This window comes from Janthinobacterium sp. GL_088, from assembly GCF_057837845.1.
This window is the reverse complement of record NZ_CM174453.1, coordinates 977,807-1,002,580: the sequence shown is the minus strand read 5'-3', so window position 1 is coordinate 1,002,580 and position 24,774 is coordinate 977,807. Positions and strand designations below refer to the sequence as shown.

Annotated in this window: 20 protein-coding genes, 2 tRNA genes and 4 rRNA genes; 11 read left to right on the top strand and 15 right to left on the bottom strand. The window is 59.4% G+C overall.

Annotated features, from left to right (window positions below):
• Nucleotides 1-2: 2 nt before the first annotated feature.
• Entirely contained in the window at nucleotides 3-347 is a 345-nt protein-coding gene (locus tag AC3IQ7_RS04495; protein ID WP_489208465.1) for a DUF1840 domain-containing protein, read from the top strand.
• A 61-nt stretch (nucleotides 348-408) separates the two neighbouring features.
• Here AC3IQ7_RS04495 and rrf (AC3IQ7_RS04490) read toward each other — a convergent pair.
• The 7 genes from rrf (AC3IQ7_RS04490) to AC3IQ7_RS04460 form a co-directional block, all read right to left on the bottom strand.
• Nucleotides 409-521: ribosomal RNA gene (rrf, locus tag AC3IQ7_RS04490) — 5S ribosomal RNA — on the bottom strand.
• Between the two features lie 178 nt (nucleotides 522-699).
• A 5S ribosomal RNA gene (gene rrf / locus AC3IQ7_RS04485) occupies nucleotides 700-812 on the bottom strand.
• A gap of 138 nt (nucleotides 813-950) precedes the next feature.
• A 23S ribosomal RNA gene (locus tag AC3IQ7_RS04480) occupies nucleotides 951-3,826 on the bottom strand.
• Nucleotides 3,827-4,064: 238 nt separating this feature from the next.
• Nucleotides 4,065-4,140 (bottom strand) — tRNA-Ala (locus AC3IQ7_RS04475).
• A 19-nt stretch (nucleotides 4,141-4,159) separates the two neighbouring features.
• A tRNA-Ile gene (locus AC3IQ7_RS04470) sits at nucleotides 4,160-4,236 on the bottom strand.
• A 98-nt stretch (nucleotides 4,237-4,334) separates the two neighbouring features.
• Nucleotides 4,335-5,865 (bottom strand): 16S ribosomal RNA (locus AC3IQ7_RS04465).
• The 16S, 23S and 5S rRNA genes sit together here with 2 tRNA genes alongside, the layout of an rRNA operon.
• 408 nt (nucleotides 5,866-6,273) lie before the next feature.
• A complete protein-coding gene (locus AC3IQ7_RS04460; protein WP_099378625.1) occupies nucleotides 6,274-7,050 on the bottom strand; it encodes an enoyl-CoA hydratase in 777 nt (258 codons plus the stop codon).
• 76 nt (nucleotides 7,051-7,126) lie between these two features.
• On the opposite strand from AC3IQ7_RS04460, the gene AC3IQ7_RS04455 reads away from it, so the two are divergent.
• Nucleotides 7,127-8,428 (top strand): MFS transporter, encoded by a 1,302-nt coding sequence (locus tag AC3IQ7_RS04455; RefSeq protein ID WP_233516179.1) that lies wholly within the window; start codon nucleotides 7,127-7,129, stop codon nucleotides 8,426-8,428.
• Nucleotides 8,429-8,565: 137 nt separating this feature from the next.
• Nucleotides 8,566-9,003: a universal stress protein gene (locus tag AC3IQ7_RS04450; RefSeq protein WP_489208464.1), complete on the top strand. Its 438-nt coding sequence runs from the start codon at nucleotides 8,566-8,568 to the stop codon at nucleotides 9,001-9,003.
• Nucleotides 9,004-9,032: 29 nt separating this feature from the next.
• Here the strand turns inward: AC3IQ7_RS04450 and mltA are convergent, their stop codons facing one another.
• Complete coding sequence (gene mltA, locus AC3IQ7_RS04445; protein WP_489210385.1) at nucleotides 9,033-10,235, bottom strand: murein transglycosylase A; 1,203 nt, start codon at nucleotides 10,233-10,235, stop codon at nucleotides 9,033-9,035.
• 88 nt (nucleotides 10,236-10,323) lie between these two features.
• Here mltA and AC3IQ7_RS04440 point away from each other — a divergent pair, with 88 nt between their 5' ends.
• A complete protein-coding gene (locus tag AC3IQ7_RS04440; protein WP_257218751.1) occupies nucleotides 10,324-10,458 on the top strand; it encodes a hypothetical protein in 135 nt (44 codons plus the stop codon).
• Nucleotides 10,459-10,481: 23 nt separating this feature from the next.
• On the opposite strand, the gene apaG is transcribed toward AC3IQ7_RS04440, so the two are convergent.
• Nucleotides 10,482-10,856 carry a Co2+/Mg2+ efflux protein ApaG gene (gene apaG, locus AC3IQ7_RS04435; RefSeq protein WP_035828598.1) on the bottom strand — a complete coding sequence of 125 codons (375 nt, stop codon included), beginning with the start codon at nucleotides 10,854-10,856 and terminating at the stop codon, nucleotides 10,482-10,484.
• A 165-nt stretch (nucleotides 10,857-11,021) separates the two neighbouring features.
• Between apaG and rpe the strand changes: the two genes are divergently transcribed.
• From rpe to AC3IQ7_RS04400, 7 genes are all read left to right on the top strand, one after another.
• Nucleotides 11,022-11,696 carry a ribulose-phosphate 3-epimerase gene (gene rpe / locus AC3IQ7_RS04430; protein WP_034753544.1) on the top strand — a complete coding sequence of 225 codons (675 nt, stop codon included), beginning with the start codon at nucleotides 11,022-11,024 and terminating at the stop codon, nucleotides 11,694-11,696.
• Nucleotides 11,696-12,400, top strand: a complete 705-nt coding sequence (locus tag AC3IQ7_RS04425) for a phosphoglycolate phosphatase (RefSeq protein ID WP_099378623.1) — start codon at nucleotides 11,696-11,698, stop codon at nucleotides 12,398-12,400. The genes rpe and AC3IQ7_RS04425 overlap by 1 nt, the downstream gene beginning before the upstream one ends.
• Nucleotides 12,401-12,669: 269 nt before the next feature.
• A complete protein-coding gene (gene trpE / locus AC3IQ7_RS04420) occupies nucleotides 12,670-14,166 on the top strand; it encodes an anthranilate synthase component I (RefSeq protein WP_099378622.1) in 1,497 nt (498 codons plus the stop codon).
• Nucleotide 14,167: 1 nt separating this feature from the next.
• Nucleotides 14,168-14,731 carry an aminodeoxychorismate/anthranilate synthase component II gene (locus tag AC3IQ7_RS04415; RefSeq protein WP_489208463.1) on the top strand — a complete coding sequence of 188 codons (564 nt, stop codon included), beginning with the start codon at nucleotides 14,168-14,170 and terminating at the stop codon, nucleotides 14,729-14,731.
• Nucleotides 14,732-14,796: 65 nt separating this feature from the next.
• On the top strand, nucleotides 14,797-15,840 hold the full coding sequence (gene trpD / locus AC3IQ7_RS04410; RefSeq protein ID WP_489208462.1) for an anthranilate phosphoribosyltransferase: 1,044 nt from the start codon (nucleotides 14,797-14,799) through the stop codon (nucleotides 15,838-15,840).
• A 34-nt stretch (nucleotides 15,841-15,874) separates the two neighbouring features.
• Nucleotides 15,875-16,675, top strand: coding sequence for an indole-3-glycerol phosphate synthase TrpC (gene trpC, locus AC3IQ7_RS04405; RefSeq protein WP_489208461.1), 801 nt, complete (start codon nucleotides 15,875-15,877; stop codon nucleotides 16,673-16,675).
• Between the two features lie 20 nt (nucleotides 16,676-16,695).
• A complete protein-coding gene (locus AC3IQ7_RS04400) occupies nucleotides 16,696-17,169 on the top strand; it encodes a hypothetical protein (protein WP_489208460.1) in 474 nt (157 codons plus the stop codon).
• Here AC3IQ7_RS04400 and AC3IQ7_RS04395 read toward each other — a convergent pair.
• From AC3IQ7_RS04395 to AC3IQ7_RS04370, 6 genes are all read right to left on the bottom strand, one after another.
• Nucleotides 17,120-18,295: a GGDEF domain-containing protein gene (locus AC3IQ7_RS04395; RefSeq protein WP_489208459.1), complete on the bottom strand. Its 1,176-nt coding sequence runs from the start codon at nucleotides 18,293-18,295 to the stop codon at nucleotides 17,120-17,122. The two genes, AC3IQ7_RS04400 and AC3IQ7_RS04395, sit on opposite strands and share 50 nt — an antisense overlap.
• A gap of 214 nt (nucleotides 18,296-18,509) precedes the next feature.
• Entirely contained in the window at nucleotides 18,510-20,402 is a 1,893-nt protein-coding gene (locus AC3IQ7_RS04390) for a M61 family metallopeptidase (protein WP_489208458.1), read from the bottom strand.
• A gap of 27 nt (nucleotides 20,403-20,429) precedes the next feature.
• On the bottom strand, nucleotides 20,430-21,038 hold the full coding sequence (locus AC3IQ7_RS04385; RefSeq protein ID WP_489208457.1) for a nucleotidyltransferase family protein: 609 nt from the start codon (nucleotides 21,036-21,038) through the stop codon (nucleotides 20,430-20,432).
• 13 nt (nucleotides 21,039-21,051) lie between these two features.
• The gene (locus AC3IQ7_RS04380; protein WP_489208456.1) at nucleotides 21,052-23,325 is read right to left on the bottom strand and encodes a xanthine dehydrogenase family protein molybdopterin-binding subunit; all 2,274 of its coding nucleotides are present in this window, start codon (nucleotides 23,323-23,325) and stop codon (nucleotides 21,052-21,054) included.
• Nucleotides 23,326-23,335: 10 nt separating this feature from the next.
• The gene (locus AC3IQ7_RS04375; protein WP_099378614.1) at nucleotides 23,336-23,794 is read right to left on the bottom strand and encodes a (2Fe-2S)-binding protein; all 459 of its coding nucleotides are present in this window, start codon (nucleotides 23,792-23,794) and stop codon (nucleotides 23,336-23,338) included.
• 132 nt (nucleotides 23,795-23,926) lie between these two features.
• On the bottom strand, nucleotides 23,927-24,643 hold the full coding sequence (locus AC3IQ7_RS04370) for a DsbC family protein (protein WP_199534415.1): 717 nt from the start codon (nucleotides 24,641-24,643) through the stop codon (nucleotides 23,927-23,929).
• Between the last annotated feature and the right edge of the window lie 131 nt (nucleotides 24,644-24,774).

Sequence of the window (24,774 nt, the reverse complement as noted above, 5' to 3'; positions counted from 1 at the left end):
TTATGTTGATCTCATTCAAATCCAAATCCTCCCCAGAAGTGCTGATGTACCAGGAACATGCCCAGCGCATCCTCGACATCCTGCACAAGAACCCCACGCGCGGCGTCATCACGCCAGCTGAAGCGGGCGATGCCCTGGCCCTGTTGGAAAAAGAAGTCGCGGAAAGCAAATTGCATCCGGAAAATGACATCGAACACGATGCGCATACCCCGGAAACCCTGGAAGATGGCGAAACGGGCGCCCATGCGCGCGCGCAAAAAGTGCATTTTTCGCAGCGCGCCTATCCCCTGATGGAAATGCTGCGCTTGGCCAAGGCGGAAAATGAAAGCATCACCTGGGGCATCTGATCCGATGAACGCCGCAGACGAAAAAAAACCCCGCATCTAGCGGGGTTTTTTTATATAACAAGCCTGACGATAACCTACTTTCACACTGGTTGCAGCACTATCATCGGCGCAAAGTTGTTTCACGGTCCTGTTCGGGATGGGAAGGGGTGGGACCAACTTGCTATGGTCATCAGGCATAACTTTTTCAACAGCCTGCTCCCAACGGGGCAGCAAACCATCTGATCTGAGGAGGCGAATTATATAGCAATTTGCCTGGAAATGGGACTAAAAGTGGGCTTTTATCGCGATAAAACCATCAGACGAAAAAAACCCGACCATTGCTGATCGGGTTTTTTTCTACTGCGAATAACAAGCCTGACGATAACCTACTTTCACACTGGTTGCAGCACTATCATCGGCGCAAAGTTGTTTCACGGTCCTGTTCGGGATGGGAAGGGGTGGGACCAACTTGCTATGGTCATCAGGCATAACTTGTACTGGCGTTTGTCCTCAATGGAGCGACAAAGCCTGAATCTGGAAGAAGCAAAGATTGGGGTAATGAATAGTAGTATCAACACACACGCAACGTTGTACCGTCTTATCCTCTGTACCTGCTAAGGTTATAGGGACAAGCCGTACGGGCAATTAGTACTGGTTAGCTTAATGCATTACTGCACTTCCACACCCAGCCTATCAACGTCCTGGTCTCGAACGACCCTTCAAAGAGCTCAAGGCTCTGGGAAATCTCATCTCAAGGCAAGTTTCCCGCTTAGATGCTTTCAGCGGTTATCTCTTCCGAACTTAGCTACCCGGCAATGCCACTGGCGTGACAACCGGTACACCAGAGGTTCGTCCACTCCGGTCCTCTCGTACTAGGAGCAGCCCCCTTCAAATTTCCAACGCCCACGGCAGATAGGGACCAAACTGTCTCACGACGTTTTAAACCCAGCTCACGTACCACTTTAAATGGCGAACAGCCATACCCTTGGGACCGGCTACAGCCCCAGGATGTGATGAGCCGACATCGAGGTGCCAAACTCCCCCGTCGATATGAACTCTTGGGAGGAATCAGCCTGTTATCCCCAGAGTACCTTTTATCCGTTGAGCGATGGCCCTTCCATACAGAACCACCGGATCACTATGTCCTACTTTCGTACCTGCTCGACTTGTCAGTCTCGCAGTTAAGCACGCTTATGCCATTGCACTATCAACACGATGTCCGACCGTATCTAGCGTACCTTCGAACTCCTCCGTTACACTTTAGGAGGAGACCGCCCCAGTCAAACTGCCTACCATGCACTGTCCCCGATCCGGATAACGGACCAAGGTTAGAACCTCAAACAAACCAGGGTGGTATTTCAAGGTTGGCTCCACGAGAACTAGCGTCCCCGCTTCAAAGCCTCCCACCTATCCTACACAGATTGGTTCAAAGTCCAATGCAAAGCTACAGTAAAGGTTCATGGGGTCTTTCCGTCTAGCCGCGGGTAGATTGCATCATCACAAACATTTCAACTTCGCTGAGTCTCGGGAGGAGACAGTGTGGCCATCGTTACGCCATTCGTGCAGGTCGGAACTTACCCGACAAGGAATTTCGCTACCTTAGGACCGTTATAGTTACGGCCGCCGTTTACTGGGACTTCAATCAAGAGCTTGCACCCCATCATTTAATCTTCCAGCACCGGGCAGGCGTCACACCCTATACGTCCACTTTCGTGTTTGCAGAGTGCTGTGTTTTTATTAAACAGTCGCAGCCACCAGTTTATTGCAACCCTTTCACCCTTCCACAGTAAAGTGGTCAAGCTACCGGGGCGTACCTTTTCCCGAAGTTACGGTACCAATTTGCCGAGTTCCTTCTCCCGAGTTCTCTCAAGCGCCTTAGAATACTCATCTCGCCCACCTGTGTCGGTTTGCGGTACGGTCTCGTATGACTGAAGCTTAGAGGCTTTTCTTGGAACCACTTCCGATTGCTTCGTGAACAAGTTCACTCGTCTCAACCCCTTGAATTCCGTACCCGGATTTGCCTAAGTACCTTCTATGAGCCAAAAACCAACTATTCCAACAGTTGGACAACCTTCCGCGATCCGTCCCCCCATCGCATCATACGACGGTGCAGGAATATTAACCTGCTTCCCATCAGCTACGCATCTCTGCCTCGCCTTAGGGGCCGACTCACCCTGCTCCGATGAACGTTGAACAGGAAACCTTGGGCTTACGGCGTGGAGGCTTTTCACCCCCATTATCGCTACTCATGTCAGCATTCGCACTTCTGATACCTCCAGCATCCTTTACAAGACACCTTCGCAGGCTTACAGAACGCTCTCCTACCATATATATTGCTATATATCCGCAGCTTCGGTGACTGGCTTAGCCCCGTTACATCTTCCGCGCAGGACGACTCGATCAGTGAGCTATTACGCTTTCTTTAAATGATGGCTGCTTCTAAGCCAACATCCTGACTGTTTTAGCCTTCCCACTTCGTTTTCCACTTAGCCAATCTTTGGGACCTTAGCTGGCGGTCTGGGTTGTTTCCCTCTTGACGCCGGACGTTAGCACCCGACGTCTGTCTCCCAAGCTCGCACTCATCGGTATTCGGAGTTTGCAATGGTTTGGTAAGTCGCAATGACCCCCTAGCCATAACAGTGCTCTACCCCCGATGGTGATACTTGAGGCACTACCTAAATAGTTTTCGGAGAGAACCAGCTATTTCCAAGTTTGTTTAGCCTTTCACCCCTACCCACAGCTCATCCCCTAATTTTTCAACATTAGTGGGTTCGGACCTCCAGGGCGTGTTACCGCACCTTCATCCTGGCCATGAGTAGATCACTTGGTTTCGGGTCTACACCCAGCGACTGATCGCCCTATTCGGACTCGATTTCTCTACGGCTTCCCTATGCGGTTAACCTTGCCACTGAATGTAAGTCGCTGACCCATTATACAAAAGGTACGCAGTCACGGAACAAGTCCGCTCCTACTGTTTGTATGCACACGGTTTCAGGATCTATTTCACTCCCCTTCCGGGGTTCTTTTCGCCTTTCCCTCACGGTACTGGTTCACTATCGGTCGATTACGAGTATTTAGCCTTGGAGGATGGTCCCCCCATATTCAGACAGGATGTCACGTGTCCCGCCCTACTTGTCGTACGCTTAGTATCACCGGTCCGATTTCACATACGGGGCTATCACCCACTATGGCTCCTATTTCCAGAGGATTCTGTTATCGGTCCGACTATCACGTACAGGCTCTTCCCATTTCGCTCGCCGCTACTTTGGGAATCTCGGTTGATTTCTTTTCCTGCAGCTACTTAGATGTTTCAGTTCGCCGCGTTCGCCTTGCATACCTATGTATTCAGTATGCAATACCCTAAAAGGGTGGGTTGCCCCATTCGGAAATCTGCGGATCAAAGTGTGTTTGCTCACTCCCCGCAGCTTATCGCAAGCTACTACGTCCTTCATCGCCTGTAATCGCCAAGGCATCCACCATGTGCACTTATTCGCTTGTCCCTATAACGTTAGCCTCTGATTACCTAAATAATCAAAGAGCGCTACAGGGATAAGAAAGTACAACGTTGTTGCTTGTTTGTTGATACATACAATCATTACCCATCGATTTACTTTTTACGGCAAACCGATCAATAAATAATCTTTACTTCTTCCAGATTGTTAAAGAACGAAACAGCTTTGATCGCTAAAAGATCAAATCTAAACCCACAGGCTTACATTTGTACTTTCGAGTAAAACGTGGTGGAGGATGACGGGATCGAACCGACGACCCCCTGCTTGCAAAGCAGGTGCTCTCCCAGCTGAGCTAATCCCCCTGAGATTTTACTAATTAGCTGGTAGGGCTGGTTGGACTCGAACCAACGACCCCCGCGTTATCAACACGGTGCTCTAACCAGCTGAGCTACAGCCCCAACGCGGAACTACTACGACTACTGTTTCTTCTTAATTAAACAGCCGATAAGTGTGAACATTTGATGCGTGAATCATTGCTGATTCGTGCAAACTCTAGAAAGGAGGTGATCCAGCCGCACCTTCCGATACGGCTACCTTGTTACGACTTCACCCCAGTCACGAATCCTACCGTGGTAAGCGCCCTCCTTACGGTTAAGCTACCTACTTCTGGTAAAACCCGCTCCCATGGTGTGACGGGCGGTGTGTACAAGACCCGGGAACGTATTCACCGCGACATGCTGATCCGCGATTACTAGCGATTCCAACTTCATGCAGTCGAGTTGCAGACTACAATCCGGACTACGATACACTTTCTGCGATTAGCTCCCCCTCGCGGGTTGGCGGCGCTCTGTATGTACCATTGTATGACGTGTGAAGCCCTACCCATAAGGGCCATGAGGACTTGACGTCATCCCCACCTTCCTCCGGTTTGTCACCGGCAGTCTCATTAGAGTGCCCTTTCGTAGCAACTAATGACAAGGGTTGCGCTCGTTGCGGGACTTAACCCAACATCTCACGACACGAGCTGACGACAGCCATGCAGCACCTGTGTACTGGTTCTCTTTCGAGCACTCCTCAATCTCTCGAGGATTCCAGCCATGTCAAGGGTAGGTAAGGTTTTTCGCGTTGCATCGAATTAATCCACATCATCCACCGCTTGTGCGGGTCCCCGTCAATTCCTTTGAGTTTTAATCTTGCGACCGTACTCCCCAGGCGGTCTACTTCACGCGTTAGCTGCGTTACCAAGTCAATTAAGACCCGACAACTAGTAGACATCGTTTAGGGCGTGGACTACCAGGGTATCTAATCCTGTTTGCTCCCCACGCTTTCGTGCATGAGCGTCAATCTTGACCCAGGGGGCTGCCTTCGCCATCGGTGTTCCTCCACATATCTACGCATTTCACTGCTACACGTGGAATTCTACCCCCCTCTGCCAGATTCTAGCCTTGCAGTCTCCAATGCAATTCCCAGGTTGAGCCCGGGGATTTCACATCAGACTTACAAAACCGCCTGCGCACGCTTTACGCCCAGTAATTCCGATTAACGCTTGCACCCTACGTATTACCGCGGCTGCTGGCACGTAGTTAGCCGGTGCTTATTCTTCAGGTACCGTCATTAGCAAGAGATATTAGCTCTCACCGTTTCTTCCCTGACAAAAGAGCTTTACAACCCGAAGGCCTTCTTCACTCACGCGGCATTGCTGGATCAGGCTTTCGCCCATTGTCCAAAATTCCCCACTGCTGCCTCCCGTAGGAGTCTGGACCGTGTCTCAGTTCCAGTGTGGCTGGTCGTCCTCTCAGACCAGCTACTGATCGATGCCTTGGTAGGCTTTTACCCTACCAACTAGCTAATCAGATATCGGCCGCTCCACGAGCATGAGGTCTTGCGATCCCCCACTTTCATCCTTAGATCGTATGCGGTATTAGCGTAACTTTCGCTACGTTATCCCCCACTCTAGGGTACGTTCCGATATATTACTCACCCGTTCGCCACTCGCCACCAGAGCAAGCTCCGTGCTGCCGTTCGACTTGCATGTGTAAGGCATGCCGCCAGCGTTCAATCTGAGCCAGGATCAAACTCTTCAGTTTAATCTCTGTTTAATGTCATTTCTGACAGGTCGGACAGCATCACTACCATCCAAATCTTTTGCACTGCAAAAGATTTGCTCACTCAAAAAACTGACAGGCCACTACTTTCGTAGCGCCTATTTCATTATTTCTTGTGAACATTTGATATATTTTAAGTTAGACGCCAATCCGAAGATTGACGCTGCACTTACATCAAATGCCCACACTTATCGACTGTTAATTGTTAAAGAACTGTATTCGGTTACTGCTTTCGCGCTATCGACAAAGCGTTGTGTTTGTCAGCTGCGAAGAAGGAAGAGTATGAAGCGTTTGCAGCATTTCGTCAACCTTCTTTTTTACTACCCAGCCTCTGAAGGCCGTCCCTTTTGTGCCGCAAACCAGTGCGTCTCATCGGGGAGGCGAATCATATCAAAGACCGTCGAAGTTTGGCAAGCGCTTTTCAAGGAAAGCGTGCATGCCTTCTTTTTGAGCAGGCGTACCGAAGGCAGCCTGGAACAAACGACGCTCGTAGGCGACACCATCGGTCAGGGTGGTTTCAAAAGCGCGGTTGACGCAATCCTTGATCATCATGGCCACCGAGGTCGGCATGGCGGCGATGGTCCTGGCGGCAGCCAAGGTTTCTTCCAGCAATTTATCAGCAGGCACCACGCGCGACACGAGGCCGATGCGTTCCGCCTCGGCGGCATCGATGGTGCGCGCCGTCAGCAACAGGTCCATGGCCTTGGCCTTGCCGATGGCGCGCGGCAGACGCTGCGTACCGCCCGCACCCGGCGTGACGCCGACCTTGATTTCCGGCTGGCCAAATTTGGCGCTGTCGGCGGCGATCAGAAAATCACACATCATGGCCAGTTCGCAACCACCACCAAGCGCATAGCCGGCCACCGCGCCCACCACAGGTTTGCGCACGCGCAAGATATGTTCCCAGTTGCGGCTGATATAGCCCTGGGTAAAGGTGTCCGGGTAGGTGTAATCGGCCATGGCGGCGATATCGGCGCCAGCGGCAAATGCTTTTTCGCTGCCCGTGAGCACGATACAGCCGATATTGTCATCCGCGTCGAACTTCAGCAAGGCGTCGCCCAGCTCATTCATCATGTTGTCGTTCAAGGCGTTCAAGGCCTTCGGGCGGTTCAGGCGGATGACCGCCACCTTGTCCTGGATGTCGATGATCAGGTCTTCGTATTGCATAGTGTCTCCTCTCGATGAACGGTGCAACGATTGTAGCGGCTAACGGCAGCGGCGCGGCGGGTGCGCTGCTATTATTGTGAACCCGGTCACCTTTATCGAGCAGCGTATTTTCTCCTCCCTCTTTCAGTACTGCGCCAGCTACCTGCGCGGCGACGGCAGCGCCGCCAGCGTCAATTTCCGCCGCTTGTGGTTCAGCAACGGCCTCAATTGCTTCGGCGCCCAGATCACCTCGCTGGCCCTGCCCCTGTGCGCGGTACTATTGCTACATGCGACGCCGGAACAGATGGGCGTGCTGGTCGCCTTGCAGGCACTGCCGTTCGCCCTGTTCGGCTTGCCCGTCGGCGTGCTGCTGGACCGGCGCAGCAAGCACCCGATCATGCTGTTCAGCGAAAGCATGTCCGGCCTGGCCCTAGCCAGCGTGGCCGTGGCCTATTGGTGCGGCGTGCTGTCGATGCCATGGTTATATATAGTGGGGTTCATCATCGGCACGGGCTTCGTCGTTGGTGGCGGCGCCGAGCAAGTGTTTCTGACTTTCCTGGTGGGCCGCGACGGCTTGATCGATGCGCAATCGAAATTTGCCGCCACCGAATCGGCTTCGCGCCTGATCGGCCCCGGCCTGGCCGGCGTGCTGGTGCAAGTGCTGTCAGCACCCGTCGCCATCCTGTGCACGGCTTGCGGCTATCTGGTTTCCGTCTTTAATTTGCGCGCCATGAGCGTGCGCGATCCGCGTCCCGCACCATCCGACAAGCACGCCTTGCGCGACATCGCCGACGGCTTGCTGTTCGTCTGGCGCGAACCGCTGCTGCGCGCGCTGGCCTGGGGCGCCGGCATCTGGCACTTCCTCTTTTACGCCAGCATGGCTTTGACGGTGCTGTTCGCCACGCGCGACCTGGGCATGAGTCCTGGTGTGCTGGGCATGACGCAGATGCTCGGTGGCGCCGGCGTCTTGCTCAGCGCCTTCATCGTCAAGCCGCTGACGCGCCGCTACGGCGCCGGACGCACGATCCTGATCGGGCTGGCGTCCACCTCCGTGTGCTTTGCGCTGACGCCAACGATACCCGCCGCGCTGTTCGGCAGCGCGGCCGCCAGCGCCGTAGCGTATGCCATCTTGATGTTCTTTTTCGATTGCGGCGTGATGCTGTTCTTTATTCCCTACCTGGGCTTGCGTCAGAAGGTCACGCCCGATCCCATGCTGGGCCGCATGACGTCCACCATGCGCTTCCTGACGGTGGCGACGGCGCCGCTGGGCGCGCTGGCCGCCGGCTGGGTAGCGGAACACTTTGGCGTGCGCAATGGCCTCGCTTGCATCGCGGCAGGCAGCATTATGTTGACCGTCGCCATGGTGTGGGGCACGCCGCTGCGTAGCGTGCGCACCTGATGCGATGAACGGGCATACACTGCTGAAAGATTGCTTTGGCGACACTATTCACGCCAAAGCCTGTGAGGTTTGATTTACATCAAGGTTTTAATTGATGTAAATCCATAAGCTGTCTTACATCACTTGAGGAGCACGCTATGTTTAACACCATCTTATTTCCTACCGACGGCTCGCCGTTGTCCGACAAAGCCGCCGAGACCGCCCTCGCCTTCGCCCAACTGAACAAGGCCAAGCTGGTCGCCATCAGCGTGGTGCAGCCTTTCCCGTTCTCGCCGATGGCCGATGGCGGCATCGTGCTCGACGCCAGCCTGTATGAACAGCAGATGCAGGAAACGTCGCAACGCGCCATCGACAAGATCGGCGCAGCGGCAAGCGCCGCCGGCGTACCCTTCGAAGGCGTGGTGGCCGTGTCGCCGAGCCCGCACGATGAAATCGTCAATGCGGCGCAGACCTACCATTGCGACATCATCCTGATGGCCTCGCATGGCCGCAAGGGCTTGAACAAGCTATTCGTGGGCAGCGAAACGCAAAAAGTGCTGGCGCATACCCATCTGCCAGTCATGGTTCTGCGCTAAGCCACGGCCTACCCGGCGGCGCGAGAAATTCAGCGCGCCGGCGCCTGTTTCGGCAACAACACCCACACGGCGCCGCTCTGCTTCATGCGGCCCGCATTCTCGGCCGCTTCTGCGCCAAAGCCAAAGAAGTAATCGACCCGGATCGGCCCGCGAATGGCGCCGCCCGTATCCTGCGCCATCACCAGGCGCTGCATGGGAATCTCGCTATTGGCTTGCGTGGTGGACAGGAACACGGGCGCGCCCAGCGGCAGGAAGCGCGAATCGATGGCCACCGAGCGCTGCGGCGTCAGCGGCACGCCCAGCGCGCCCTTCGGCCCCACTTTCGGATCGGGCAGGCGCTCTTCCTTGAAGAAGACATAGCTGGGATTGGCGTTGAACAATTCATCCTTGCGCGTGGGGTGGCCGGCGATCCACGCCTTGATGCCCTGCGCGGACGCCTGGCTCAGGGTCAGCTCACCCTTGTCGACCAGGTAGCGGCCGATCGATTTATACGGGTGGCCATTCTGATCCGCATACGCCACACGCACGGTTTCCTGCGTATCGGTCAGCTGCACGCGCCCGGAACCCTGCACTTGCAGGAAGAAGGCCTCGACTTCATCATCCACCCACAGCAATTCCTTGCCCGTGACGGACGTGGCGCGCTCGATGTCGGCGCGGGTCGCATACGGTATCACTTTCTTTCCGACCAGCTTGCCCCGCAAGCGCATGTTTTTCAGTTCCGGATACACGCCGGACAAATCCACCGAAACCAGGTCGTCGGGCACCTTGTACAGCGGTGTCTGGTATGGGCCGCCGCGCTTGCGCGCGCCGTGCAGCAAGGGTTCGTAATAGCCGGTCACCAAGCCAGTATTGGCGCCATCGGCGGCCACCACTTGATTTGGCACAAAGAATGTCTCGAAAAACAGGCGGATGGCCTTGTCGCTGTCCGCATTCACCTGGCGCGCGATTGTGCACGACTCTTTCCAGTCCGGCCGCTTGACCAGCACGCCGCACGATGCCATGAAGGCGGGCCAGGCGGCACGCATGTCGTCGCGGGCCCAGCCAGGCAAGGCGGCAAACTTGGCGGGCACGAAGGTGGGGGCCGCCACATCCGTGGCATCCTTGGCGTCGGCCGGCTTGGCAGGCACAGGCTTGACGACGGTCGGCGCGATGGCGGGCGCCTTGCCGCTGGAAGCAGCGGGCGGTGCGGGTGGCGTGGTGCAGGCGGATAAAGCAAGCGCGACGGCGCCGATTGAAACGGGTAGACTACCGCGTGTCAACAGACGGCGGGTAAATACTAAGCTGCGGGTAAATAACATAGGAGTGCGTATGTGGATCTTAATGATAGAGGCGCTGGTGGCGTTCTTCTTGCTGGCATTTATAGTCTGGTGGACCATGTATTCAGGCAAAAAGCCCGCACCGCCGGCGCGCAAGCAGCTCAGTGAAGAACAGGACGCCACCGAAAAACTGAAGTAAGGGGGCAAGCCCCCGGCGTTTCCTTAATGCAGGGTGCGCGGCACCGACAGCACGAATTCGGGAATTAAAGCTTCGAACTGGTGACCATCTTCGGCCACGCAAAAGTATTCACCGTGCATCGAGCCTTGCGGCGTGCCCAGCATGGTGCCGCTCGTGTATTCGAACTGTTCGCCCGGCTGCAGCAGCGGCTGGTGGCCGACGGCGCCCAGGCCGCGCACCTCTTCCACCTTGTTGTTCGCATCCGTGATGACCCAGTGGCGCGAAATCAGTTGCGCGCCCGCCGTGCCCGTGTTGACGACGCGGATCGTGTAGCTGAACACGTGCCGCCCCTGGTCCGGTGCCGATTGCTCGGGCAGGTATTGCGTCTTGACCGTTACCGTAAATTCATAAGTCGCCATCGTCATTCCTATTCAGACATTGCCAGTCATATTGTGTATCGCGCGCGACGCATAGGTCATCGCGCGATGCGTATTCTGTGTTTCACCGTACTTCAATGAGGCATGGTAACGGCGTCAGGCGTAAAATAGCGCAAATCGCATTTTCTATCCTTTGGCTACTTCACCATGACAACATTCCGTATCGCTCCCAGCATCCTGTCCGCCGACTTTGCCCGCCTGGGCGAGGAAGTGCGCAACGTCGTTACCGCCGGCGCCGACATCATCCACTTCGACGTGATGGATAACCATTACGTGCCGAACCTGACCATCGGCCCGCTGGTGTGCGAAGCGATCCGCCCGCACGTGCAAGTCCCCATCGATGTGCACCTGATGGTCAAGCCTGTCGATCGCATTATCCCGGATTTCGCCAAGGCTGGCGCGAACATCATCACCTTTCACCCGGAAGCGTCGGATCACGTCGACCGTTCCTTGCAGCTGATCCGCGACAATGGCTGCAAATCGGGCCTGGTATTCAACCCCGGCACGCCGCTGCACTACCTGGAACACGTGATGGACAAGATCGACATCATCCTGATCATGTCCGTCAATCCGGGCTTCGGCGGCCAGTCCTTCATTCCGCAAGCATTGAAAAAAATCGCCGAAGCGCGCCGCATGATCGACGAATCGGGCCGTGACATCATGCTCGAAGTCGATGGCGGCATCAAGATCGACAACATCGCCGCCGCCGCTGCCGCTGGCGCCGATACCTTTGTCGCCGGCTCCGCCATCTTCGGCAAGCCCGACTACAAGGCCGTCATCGACGCCATGCGCGCCGAACTGGCCGCCGTCAAGGGCGCCTGATGCAAGCGGGCACGGTGAAAGACCACGTACTGGCCGGCGTACGCGCCGCCATCATCGACCTCGATGGCACGATGCTCGACACCGTGCCCGATTTCCATGTCGCCATCAATGGCATGCGCGCCGAACTGGACCTGGCGCCCATCAGCGCCGACGCCATCAAGCTGATGGTCGGCAAAGGCTCGGAAAACCTGATCCGCACCGTGCTGGCGCTCGACTTCGACGCGGCCGGCGTGGAACAGCATTTCGAGCAGGCGATGGACGGCTACCAGCGCCACTACCTGGCCATCAACGGCCAGTTCAGCACCCTGTACCCGGACGTGGAAGCGGGACTGGCGGCGATGAAGGCGGCAGGCTTGCGCCTGGCCTGCGTCACCAACAAGCCGATCGCCTTCGCCCTGCCCCTGCTGAAACTGAAAAACCTGGACCAGTATTTCGAGATCGTCTACGGCGGCGATTCGCTGCCGCAGAAAAAACCGCACCCCATGCCGCTGCTGCAAGTGTGTGCGGACTTCGACCTGGCGCCATCCAAAGTGGTGGCCATCGGCGACTCCTCGAATGACGCGCAAGCGGCCAGGGCTGCGGCTTGTCCCGTACTGACGGTACCGTATGGATACAATCACGGACACTCTATACACGATACCGATTCCGATGGTATAGTAAAGACACTGCTCGAAGCAGCCCGTTTTATTGGCATGCAAAACTAACCGGCATACTGACCAAACCCAACACCATATCGTGAACACGTTTCTCATCAAAAAACACAATGTCACCCAAACCGGCTCGATTGAGGCCTGGCTTTGGCGACGCTGGCAATCCTGGCAGGCCTAAGGGCCGAGCCGTTACGATTGCTGCCGGCTGCACACGCGTCCTTTGCGCATTTTGCGCATGTTGCATGTACCGGCAAGTTTTTTGATAACCCACCGCAGGGTTTGTGCACTATGCACACTCATACCCTGACGGCATGGAGAGAAACATGACCGAACTCGAATTCAAATCGCTGGCCCAGCAAGGCTACAACCGCATCCCCCTGATCGCGGAAGCGTTCGCCGACCTGGAAACACCGCTCACCCTGTACCTGAAACTGGCACAGGCCCAACAAGGTGGCAAGAACACCTTCCTGCTCGAATCCGTCGTCGGCGGCGAACGCTTCGGCCGCTATTCCTTCATCGGCTTGCCCGCCACGACCGTGTTGCGCAGCTATGGCAAGCGCACCGAAATCGTCAAGAACGGCGTCGTGATCGAAGAGCACGAAGGCAATCCGCTCGACTTCATCGAACAGTTCCAGTCGCGCTTCAAAGTGGCCCTGCGCCCCGGCATGCCGCGCTTCTGCGGCGGCCTGGCCGGCTACTTCGGCTACGACACCGTGCGCCACATCGAGAAAAAACTGGCCGGCGGCGCGCCGAAAGATGACTTGAAGCTGCCCGACATCCAGCTGATGGTGACGGAAGAACTGGCCGTCATCGACAACCTGTCCGGCAAACTGTATTTGATCGTTTACGCCGACACCACGCAGCCCGAATCGTTTTCGAAAGCACAGCAGCGCCTGAAGGACTTGCGCATGATGTTGCGCCGCGGTGTCGATGCGCCCGTCACCAGCGCTTCCGTGCGCACGGAAACCATCCGCGATTTTTCCAAGGAAGACTACCTGAAGGCCGTCGCCAAGGCGCATGAATACGTGATGGCGGGCGACCTGATGCAAGTGCAGATCGGCCAGCGCATCCGCAAGCCGTATGTCGATTCGCCGCTGACCCTGTACCGCGCCTTGCGTTCGCTCAACCCGTCGCCGTATATGTACTTCTATAATTTCGGTGACATGCAGATCATCGGCGCCTCGCCGGAAATCCTGGTGCGCAACGAGAAGACGGCGGACGGCGGCAAGAAAGTCACCCTGCGCCCCATCGCCGGCACCCGTCCGCGCGGCGCCACGCCAGAGCGCGACGCCGAACTGTCGGCCGAGCTGCTGGCCGATCCGAAAGAGATCGCCGAGCACGTGATGCTGATCGACCTGGCGCGCAACGACATCGGCCGCATCGCCGAGACGGGCAGCGTACAAGTCACCGACCGCATGGTCATCGAAAAATACTCGCATGTGCAGCACATCGTCTCGAACGTGGAAGGCACCCTCAAGGAGGGCCTGTCGAACCTGGATGTGCTGCGCGCAACCTTCCCCGCCGGCACCCTGACGGGTGCGCCGAAAGTGCGCGCCATGGAGGTGATCGACGAGCTGGAAATCACCAAGCGCGGCATCTACGGCGGCGCCTGCGGCTACCTGTCGTTTGGCGGCGAAATGGATGTGGCCATCGCCATCCGCACGGGCGTGGTCAAGGACGGCATGCTGTATGTGCAGGCCGCGGCCGGCATCGTGGCCGACTCCATCCCTGAAATGGAATGGCAGGAAACCGAAAACAAGGCGCGCGCCGTGCTGCGCGCCGCCGAACAAGTGCAAGATGGCCTGGATGGAGGGTTTTAAGATGCTGCTCATGATCGACAACTACGACTCCTTCACCTACAACATCGTGCAGTATTTCGGCGAATTGGGCGAAGACGTGCGGGTCTACCGCAACGATGAAATCACGATCGCACAGATCGAGGCGCTGAACCCGGACCGCATCTGCATCTCGCCCGGCCCGAAAGCACCGGCACAGGCGGGTATTTCGGTGGAAGTGCTCAAGCACTTCGCCGGCAAGAAGCCGATACTGGGCGTGTGCCTGGGCCACCAGGCCATCGGCGAAGCGTTTGGCGGCAAGGTCATCCGCGCCAAGCAAGTCATGCATGGCAAGACTTCCCTCATCGCGCATACGGGCGTGGGGGTCTTCAAGGACATCACCAGCCCCTTCACAGTGATCCGCTACCACTCTTTGGCGATCGAACGCGCCTCGCTGCCTTCCTGCCTGGAAGTGACCGCGTGGACGGACGACGGCGAAATCATGGGCGTGCGCCACAGGGAATACGATATCGAGGGCGTGCAGTTCCACCCCGAATCGATCCTCTCGGAGCACGGCCACGCCCTGCTGAAGAATTTTCTCGAGCGCTGATTTTCCGCGCACGCCGCGGCGTGCCATCAGTGTCCTCCTGCGCCATCATTGAAGAAGGAAGCATCATGCCGATCACACCACAAGAAGCCCTGCTGCGCTGCATCGAACACCGCGAAATCTTTCACGACGAAATGCTGTACCTGTTCCGCCAGATCATGTCCGGCGAAATGTCGCCCACCATGATCGCCGCGCTCACCATGGGCTTGCGCGTGAAAAAGGAAACCATCGGCGAAATCGCCGCCGCCGCGCAAGTGATGCGCGAGTTTTCCACCAAGGTGCCCATGGCCGACACCACCAACCTGCTCGACATCGTCGGCACGGGCGGCGACGGCGCGCACACTTTCAATATTTCCACCGCCTCGATGTTCGTGGCGGCGGCCGCCGGCGCGCGCGTGGCCAAGCATGGCGGGCGCAGCGTCTCTTCCTCGTCCGGCAGCGCCGATGTGCTGGACTCCTTGGGCGTCAACATCAACCTGCAGCCCGAGCAGATCGCCCAGTCGATCGCGCAAACGGGCATCGGCTTCATGTACGCGCCCAACCACCATGCGGCCATGAAGCATGCGGCGCCCGTGCGCAAGGAACTGGGCGTGCGCACGATCTTCAACATCCTCGGCCCGCTGACGAATCCGGCCGGTGCGCCGAACATTTTGATGGGCGTGTTCCACGCCGACCTGGTCGGCATCCAGGTGCGCGTGCTGCAGCGCCTGGGCGCGCAGCATGCCATCGTCGTGTATGGCCGCGACAATATGGATGAAGTGTCGCTCGGTGCGGCCACCATGGTGGGTGAACTGGTCAACGGCGAAATCCGCGAATATGAAATCCATCCCGAGGACTTCGGCATGTCGATGATCGCCAGCCGCAACCTGAAGGTGGCCGATGCCGTCGAATCGAAAGCGAAGATGATGGAAGCGCTGCGCGGCGAGCCCGGCGCGGCCGCCGACATCGTCGCCCTGAATGCTGGCACGGCGCTGTACGCGGCCGGCGTGGCCAATTCGATCGAAGACGGCCTGGCGCGCGCGCGCACCGCCGTCAGCTCGGGCGCGGCGCTGGCGAAACTCGCTCAATTCGTGCAGATCACGCAGCAACTGGGCACCCCGGCGCAAGCGTAAGCGCCCTGCCCTCCTTTATAGAATAGCGATCATCATGTCCGACATACTCAATAAAATCCTGGCCGTGAAAGCCGATGAAGTGGCCAAGGCCAAGGCCCACCGCAGCCTGGCCAGCCTGCGCAGCGACGTGGAAAGCGACAGCGCCCTTCGCGCCGGCCTGCGCGGCTTTGAAGCAAGCCTGCGCCAGCACATCGCCGACGGCAAGCCCGGCATCATCGCCGAAATCAAAAAAGCGTCGCCCTCGAAAGGCGTCATTCGCGCCGACTTCCGCCCGTTTGATATCGCCGCCAGCTATGCGGCGCATGGCGCGGCTTGCCTGTCCGTGCTGACGGACGAACAGTTCTTCCAGGGATCCGTGGCATATCTGCAGCAGGCGCGCGCCGCCTGCGCCATTCCCGTGCTGCGCAAGGACTTCATGGTCGACATGTACCAGATCTATGAAGCGCGCGCCATGGGTGCCGACTGCATCCTCCTGATCGTCGCAGCGCTCGACCACGGCCTGATGGCGGAAATGGAAGCGTGCGCCCACGAGCTGGGCATGGGCGTGCTGATCGAAAGCCACGATGGCGACGAGCTGACGGCGGCCTTGAAACTCAAGAGCGCGCTGATCGGCATCAACAACCGCAACCTGCGCACCTTCGAAACCTCGCTCGACACGACCATCAAGCTGTTACCGCGCATCCCGCAGGACAAATTGATCATCACGGAATCGGGCATCCACAGCACGACCGACGTGCAACGCATGCGCGAGGCGCACATCCACAGCTTCCTCGTGGGCGAAGCGTTCATGCGCGCGCCAGACCCCGGCGTGGAGCTGGAACGCCTGTTCAGTTAAAGCATGGTAGTCTGGCAGACATGAGACACGCGATCATCGTCCTTGCCACTGCTGCCCTGCTGTCGGCTTGCCAGATTGCGCCCCCGCCCGTGGGCCGCACACCCTCGCCAGTGGAGCGCACGCCCCCTGGCACGCCGGCCGCGATACAGCTCGCCGCCAGCATCGACGCCTACAAGGCGCTGGTGGCGCAGCAGATCATGGCCGCCAACACAGAATACACGTTCAGCGGGCGCCTGCCGCCCATGCTGCCGGCCATCGTCGTGCTCGACCTGAGCGTGGGCCCCGACGGCGAATTGAAAAGCGTGCACGTCCACCGCTCGCGCGACAGCGAAGCATCGGCCGCGGCGCTGGCCGCCGTGCGGCGCGTGCCAACCCTCTTTCCGCCAGCGGCACACCTGATGCGCCGCCACGCCCGGACCTTCGATTTCTCCGAAACCTTCCTCTTCAACGACCAGTACCGGTTCCAACTGCGGACCTTGTCCGGTCCACAGTAAACGCGGCGGTATCGAGTTCAATGCGGTCGCGTCCCCGCTCCTTGGCCAGGTACAGGGCCGCATCGGCGCGCGACAACAGCTGTTCCAGCCCTTCCACCACCGATGCCTGGCAAGCGATGCCGATGCTGACCGTACACGATGGCAGCCCCGCATGACTGGGCTCGCGCAGCAAGGCGCGGATGCGTTCGGCCACGCCCAGCGCATTATGCGCCGGCATGTCCGGCATCAGCACGACGAACTCCTCGCCGCCGAAACGCGCCACGCAATCCGATTCGCGCAAGGCGCCTTTGATAACGGCGGCCACATGCGCCAGCACCTGGTCACCCACCGCGTGACCGTAGCGGTCATTGATCAATTTGAAGTAATCGAGGTCGATGCTGAGTAATGTCAGCGGCAAACGGTGGCGGCGCAGATTGCCTATCTCGCGCGCATAGGCGTCGCCAAAGCCGCGCCGGTTCAGCACCTGCGTCAGCGGATCGTGGGTCGAGCGGCGCTCCAGTATCTGCTGCAGGCGGCGCGTCGCCACCGTCATGAAGCCCACCGTCAGCAGCAGCGCCATGAAATTGGCCACCGCCAGATAGATGCCGGCCGGCGTGCCGGCCACCGTCAGGTTCACGCTGGCGCCGCCATGCAGCAAGGCTGACACGCCGCGCGCCAGCACCACGACGGCTTGCATCAGCATCAGCGCGCCAAAGAAAAAACTGGAGAAATGACGTTCGCCATGGAGCCACACCAGTTGCACCTGGCGCGCATAAAACAGGAAGACCAGCAGGGAAAAGACCGCCACGCGCGCCGAGAAATCGGGGTGCACCTGCAGCCACCAGCTGTTGCCGGCGATGGCCAGGGCAAGTATCAGCAGATAGGCGCGGCGGCTGGGCGCCAGGCCAAAGAATTTCTCCGTGCCCAGCATCGACAGGCCGATGCCGGCCACCAGCGCCGCATTGGCCGCGATCATGGACAACGCCGGCGGCAGCACCTCGCGGGTGCCGAACAGCAGGGACGCACACACCAGCAACAGCAAGCCGGCCGCCCAATGCCCCAGGCCATGCACCTCGCGCCGGAAACTGCGATACACCGAGAACATGACGATGCTCATCGCCCCGCACATCAGGGTCGTCATCAGCATGATCGTTCGAGGATCGAGGGTTTGCACGTTGGGCGCGATCTAAAAGAAGCAGTTCGGCAATTTTAGTTTAGTTAAAGAAAAATTAGTTCATTTGCAGTAAATATGCTGGCTGTCCGCGGCTGCCGGCGGATAAGTTGCATTTGAGAAATTGCTGCCTGAAATAGAAAACCGGCCAGTGACGGCCGGTTTTCTGTCTTGCCGCGTGACGAACAGCTTATACAGCGCTAGGACGCTTCGGTCCCGTGGCCTTCTTTGGCGCCGGCAGCAGGGTCAGGCTGACACCGGGCACGCGGTCGCCCTGCAGCACGGCCGCAAACGTCATCAGCTCGTCGCGGCGGAAGGCGTGGATGGCTACCTTGGCGCCGACGGCGTAACGGCCCAGCAAGGTGTCCAGGTTGGTGCCCGTCACGCGCAAGCCATCGACGGCCACCAACACGTCGCCCGCCGACAGGCCAGCTACGTGAGCAGCGCCGCCCTGGTGTACCTGCGCCAATTTGGCGTCGTTGCCGTCGCGGCCCAGGTTGACGTCCAGGCTGGCTTTCTCGGCCTTGCGCGCATCGCTGTATTTCACGCCGAACGGCGCCAGCAGGCGCGCCAGCGGCACGTCGTCCGTGCCGCGGATGTAGCGCTCGAAGAACGGCTTCATGCGCGTGCCGGCAATCTCATCGAACAGGGCTTCGACTTCGGCCGGCGTCACGCCGCGCGCTTTACCCTTGTAGAAATCGCGGCCATAGCGCTGCCACAGCGCCTGCATCACGTCGTCCAGCGATTTCTCTCCATTCGTCTTGCTGCGGATCGTCAGGTCGAAGGCCAGCGCGATCAGCGAACCCTTGGTGTAGTAGCTGACGATGGCGTTCGGCGCGTTTTCATCCTGGCGGTAGTACTTGCCCCAGGCGTCGAAGCTGGAATCGGCCACGCTTTGCTTGCTGCGGCCGCTGCCGCGCAAGACGCTGTTGACAGTTTTTCCGAGCAATTTGAAATAGGCCGCTTCATCGATCAGGCCAGCGCGCACCAGCATCAGGTCATCGTAATAGCTGGTGAAGCCTTCGAAGAGCCACAGCAGCGGCGAATAGCTTTCCGCCTGCAGGTTGTACGGCGCGAAGGCGGCTGGCTTGATGCGCTTGACGTTCCAGGTGTGGAAGTACTCGTGGCTGCACAGGCCGAGAAATTTCAGGTAGCCGTCGCCGATCTCGGTGCTGGTCGAAGCCGTCGTCGGCAAGTCGGCGCGGGCGCAGATCAGCGCCGTCGAGGCGCGGTGTTCCAGGCCGCCATAACCATCGCCGACGGCCATGGTCATGAACACGTAGCGCTCCATCGGCGCTTTCTTTGTCTTCGGCTCGAAGAAGGCGATCTGCGTTTCGCAGATGGCTTTCAGGTCGCGGCACAAGCGGTCCAGGTCCAGGTTCGGCACCTTGCCCGTGACGACGATATCGTGCGGCACGCCATACGCATTGAAGGTGGCCAGCGCGAAGTCGCCCATCTCCACCGGGTGGTCGATCAGCTCATCGTAGTTGGCCGCCTGGTAGCTGCCGAAACCATAGCGCTTCGCCTTGAGTTCCGGCAGGGTGGTGGCCACTCGCCAGGTCTTGCAGGCCGCATCCTTCGGCTGCACGATGTGCACTTCATGGGCGTCGGATTCCTGGCCCAGCACGCGCAGGAACACGCTGGTGCCGTTGAAGAAGCCGTGATTCTGGTCCAGGTGGGCGGCTCGCACGGACAGGTCCCAGGCATACACGTCGTATTCGACCGTCAACGGGCCCTGGCACGGGGCGGCTTGCCACGAGTGCTTGTCCAACTTGGTCAGCGCCAGGGTCTTGCCCTCGGATTCGGCGCGGATGCTGACGATGTTGCGCGAAAATTCGCGGATCATGTAGCTGCCCGGAATCCAGGCCGGCAAGGAGAGAATCTGGCCGATGGCGGCCGGCGACTTGACCGTCAACGTCACCTTGAACATATGGCCGGCCAGATCCAGCGCCGCGATGCTGTAGATGATGCCGGCCGCCGGTGCGGCTTTTGCCCTGGTTTTCGCAACGGCTTTGCTTGTGGCTTTGCCGCTTGCCTTGGCTTCCGCCTTGGCGGTGATTTTTTGAATCGGTGCTTTCTTCATGTTTTCCTCGTGTCTGGCATGGATGTTCTACAATCGCCCGGGCGCGCCAGGCACCGGCGACAAATCGTCAGGTGTATCAATATCGCGCAAGATGCCGCTGTCGTCCACTGTCACTTCGCACACGGCATGGCTGCGCACAATGCTGCGCGCGCCCTGATCGCCATCGAGCGCCAGCAGCAGCGGCAAGTGAAAGGCGCTGAACGCGACAGGATTGCCGCGCCGTCCCTGGAACACGGGCACGGCGATGTGCGCGCCATCGTCGATGGCGTGCGACAAGGCGGCGATTGTAGCCGCTTCCACGTAAGGCATGTCGCCCAGGGCAATCAGCCAGCCCGGCGCGCCGCGCACGTAGTCGATGGCGCAGGTGAGCGAGGCGGCCATGCCCGTGTCGGCGTCATGGCAGACGCGCACCTCGCAGCCCAGCGCACCGAGCGCGCGCGCCACCTGCGTATCGTCGGCACGCACCACGGCCAGCACGCGCGGCAAGGCCGCCAGTAGGGACTTTGCGGCCGCCACCACGACCGGCAAGCCCGCATGCGTGCCTTCCGTCAACGGCTGCAATAATTTGTTCTGCACGCCGGAAGGGTCGAACCTGCGTCCCCTTCCGGCTGCCAGCAAGATGCCGACCGTACTCAAAAAACCGCTGCCGTCATGCGGCCGCCAGGTCGAACGGCAGCTTGCGCAGGCGCTTGCCCGTCAAGGCGAACAGCGCATTGGCAAACGCGGGCGCCAGCGGCGGCACGCCCGGCTCGCCCATCCCCGTCGGCGCGTCGCCGGACGGCACCAGGTGCACCTCGATTACCGGCATGTCGGGCATGCGCGGCACCGGATAGTCGCCGAAGTTCTGCTGCTGCACCACGCCATCCTTGAGCGTGATGGCCGCGCCGGGGATGGTCATGCCCAGCGCCATCAGCGCGGCGCCCTGCACTTGCGCCTCGATCGTCAGGGGATTGACGGCCAGGTTGCAATGCACGCCCGCCCACACCTGATGCAGCTTGGGCGCGCCTTCCACCACGGAAGCCGTCACCACGTAGGCGACGACGGAATTGAACGACTCGTGCATGGCCACGCCCCAGGCCTGTCCTTTCGGCAGCTTCTTCTTGCCATAACCGGACTTGGCCACGGCCAGGTCCAGCGCGGCGATGTGGCGCGTGTGCTTCGCGTCGATCAGCTGCTTGCGGTAGGCGACGGGGTCCATCTTCGCCACGTGCGCCGCCTCGTCGATCAGGGTTTCCATGACAAAGGCCGTATGCGTCGAGCCGACGGAGCGCCACCACAGCACGGGCACGTTCGCCTTGGCCGTATGCACGGACAATTTCATCGGCAAGGTGTACGGTTCGCCCATGCCTTCGACCATGGTGCCGTCGACGCCATTTTTCACCATGAAGGCTTCGAACGGCGTGCCGGCCATGATGGACTGGCCCACGATGGTGTGGTCCCAAGCGAGGATCTTGCCCTTGGCGTCGAGGCCGATCTGCGCGCGGTGCACATGCGACGGCCGGTAGTAGCCGCCCTTGATGTCATCCTCGCGGCTCCACATCAGCTTTAACGGACCGCTCTTGCCCGCCGCCCGGTATGCCTTGGCGACGTTGACGGCTTCGACCACGTAGTCGGAACTAGGCACGGCGCGCCGGCCGAAGCCGCCGCCGGCCATCATCGTGTGCAGGGTTACTTGTTCCGGTTTCAGGCCGGAAGTGGCCGCGATGGCCGCCTGGTCGCCCGTCTGGAATTGCGAACCCACCCACATCGTGCATTTGTCGGCTTGCAGGTCGACCACGCAATTGAGCGGCTCCATCGGCGCGTGTGCCAGGTAGGGAAATTCATAGACGGCTTCGATTTTCTTCGGCGCCTTGGCCAGCTTGCCCATGTCGGCGGGCCGGGCAACGGTGCCCGGCGTTTTCGCCAGCGCCTTGAAAGCGGCCAGCTGCTTGTCGCTGCTGACCTTTTCCACGGCGCTCGTATCCCACTCGATCGCCAGCGCGTCGCGCCCCTGCTTGGCGGGCCAGTAGCCGTCGGCGATGACGGCCACGCCGCTGCCGCCACGGTCGGTCTTCACTTCCAGCACCTCGAGCACGCCCTTGATGGCCTTGGCCTTGCTGGCGTCGAATTTCGCCACTTTCGCGCCAAACACGGGTGGGCGCGCCACCATGGCCACTTTCGCGCCGGGCGGCTTGAAGTCGATGCCGAACTGCTGCTTGCCCGTCGATTTGGCGGCCGCGTCCAGGCGTTTCACGGGTTTGCCGATGATAGCAAAGTCGCGCGGGTCTTTCAGCTTGACGGTGGCGGGCACGGGCTGGCGCATGGCCGCGTCGGCAAGTTCGCCATACGTCGCTTTTTGTCCGCCGGGGCCATACAGCACGCCCTTGGCGGCGCGCACCTGATCGGGACTGACTTTCCACTGCGCGGCAGCGGCGCCCACCAGCATGGCGCGCGCCTTCGCGCCAATTTCGCGGTACTGCGTAAACGAGTGGGCGATGCTGCCCGAGCCACCCGTCATCTGCATGCCGTAGGCCGCATCCTTGTATTGTTCTCCGGCGGGTGCCAGGGCGCCGTGCACCAGGCTCCAGTCGGCGTCGAGTTCCTCGGCGATCAGCATGGGCAAGCTCGTTTGCACGCCCTGGCCGAATTCCAGCCGGTTCACCTGTACCGTCACCGTGTTATCGGGAGCGATGTGCAAAAAGGCGTTCGGCGCATACACGGGCTTGGCGGGAGCGGCATCGGCCGCCTGCGCCAGCTTGCCTGCGCCGGGCAGGAAAAAGCCCAACATCAAGCCGCCGCCAGCCACCGCGCCGGCCTTCATGAAACCGCGCCGCGACACGCCATCGGCCGCGCCAATGACAGCCACCGGCGCCGATGCCAGCGCCGCGCCCAGGGTCACGCCGCCATGCTGCAATGCTTCCTGATTCAACCATTCGATACGCATGTCGTTCTCCTCAGGCCAGGGTCTTGGCCGCGTCCTTGATGGCTGCGCGGATCCGTTGATAGGTGCCGCAGCGGCAGATATTGCCGCTCATGGCGCCGTCGATGTCTGCATCGCTGGGCGCCTTGTTGGTGCGCAGCAGCGCCGTGGCGCTCATCACCTGGCCGCTTTGACAGTAGCCGCATTGCGGCACGTCGTGGCGCACCCACGCCGCCTGCACGGCCTTGCCCACCTGGTCGTTTTCCATCGCTTCGATGGTGGTGATCTTTTGCGCGCCCACCGAGGAAATCGGCGTGATGCACGAACGAATGGGTTGGCCGTCGAGGTGCACCGTGCAGGCGCCGCACAGGGCCGCGCCGCAACCGAACTTGGTGCCCGTCATGTTCAGGTTATCGCGCAGCGCCCACAGGATGGGCGTGGATGGATCGGCGTCGACCTGCGTGTCGCTTCCGTTGATATTCAAGGTAATCATCTGCTGCTTCCCCTTTTTTGGATTGTTATGGCGTCTACGAACAACACTTGATGATACGACAGCGGAAAAAAGTGCAAAAAAAAGCGCGCCTTGCGAGGGCGCGCCGTCCAGCCTTCCTGGCGACAGCCCGGATTACTTAATGGTCGAGAATTTCTGTTCCAGCGTTTTCGCATCGACCGCGCCCGGAATGCGGCTGCCGTCGGCAAAGAAGATGGCTGGCGTGCCCGAGACACGCAATTGCTGGCCCAGGGCCAGGATTTTTTCATGCGGGTTGGCGCACGTGGCGGCCACCGTTGCCGGCGCCTTGCCGTTCAACATCCAGTCATCCCAGGCCTTGTTGCGGTCCGGTGCGCACCACACATTGCGCGACTTGACGATGGAATCGGGGGACAGGATGTTGTACATGAAGGTGTAGACGGTGACGTTGTCGATTTCCTTCAACGCATTCTGGCGGAAGCGCTTGCAATAGCCGCAGTTCGGATCTTCGAACACGGCGATCACGCGCTTGCCATTGCCCTTGACAGTCTTCATGGCGGAGTCGAGCGGCAGGTCGGAGAACTTGATGCGGTTGACTTCATCCAGGCGCACCTTGGTCAGGTCTTGCGACGTCTTGGCGTCAAAGACGTGGCCGACGAACAGGTATTGCGCAGCTTTGTCCGTGTACAGGATGTCGCCGCCCGTGCGCACTTCGTACAGGCCGCCGTATGGCGTTTCCTTGACCGAATCGACCTTGGCGCCTTCGCCCAGGCGCGGCTCGATCAGCTTCTTGATGTTTGCTTCCGTCGGCGTTTCCGCGCCGGCGCACGACATCATCAGGCCCGAGGCCATTACCAATGCGATTCTGCTCATTTTGATCACTATCACTTCTCCACTTTGTAACGCCCGGCGAAACTGGCAGGGGGCCCGGCGCCGTTATCTCTTTAATAAAACGAGCGCCGCAGACCAGCTGCGGCGACCTTGAATTTTCACTAATGCCATTA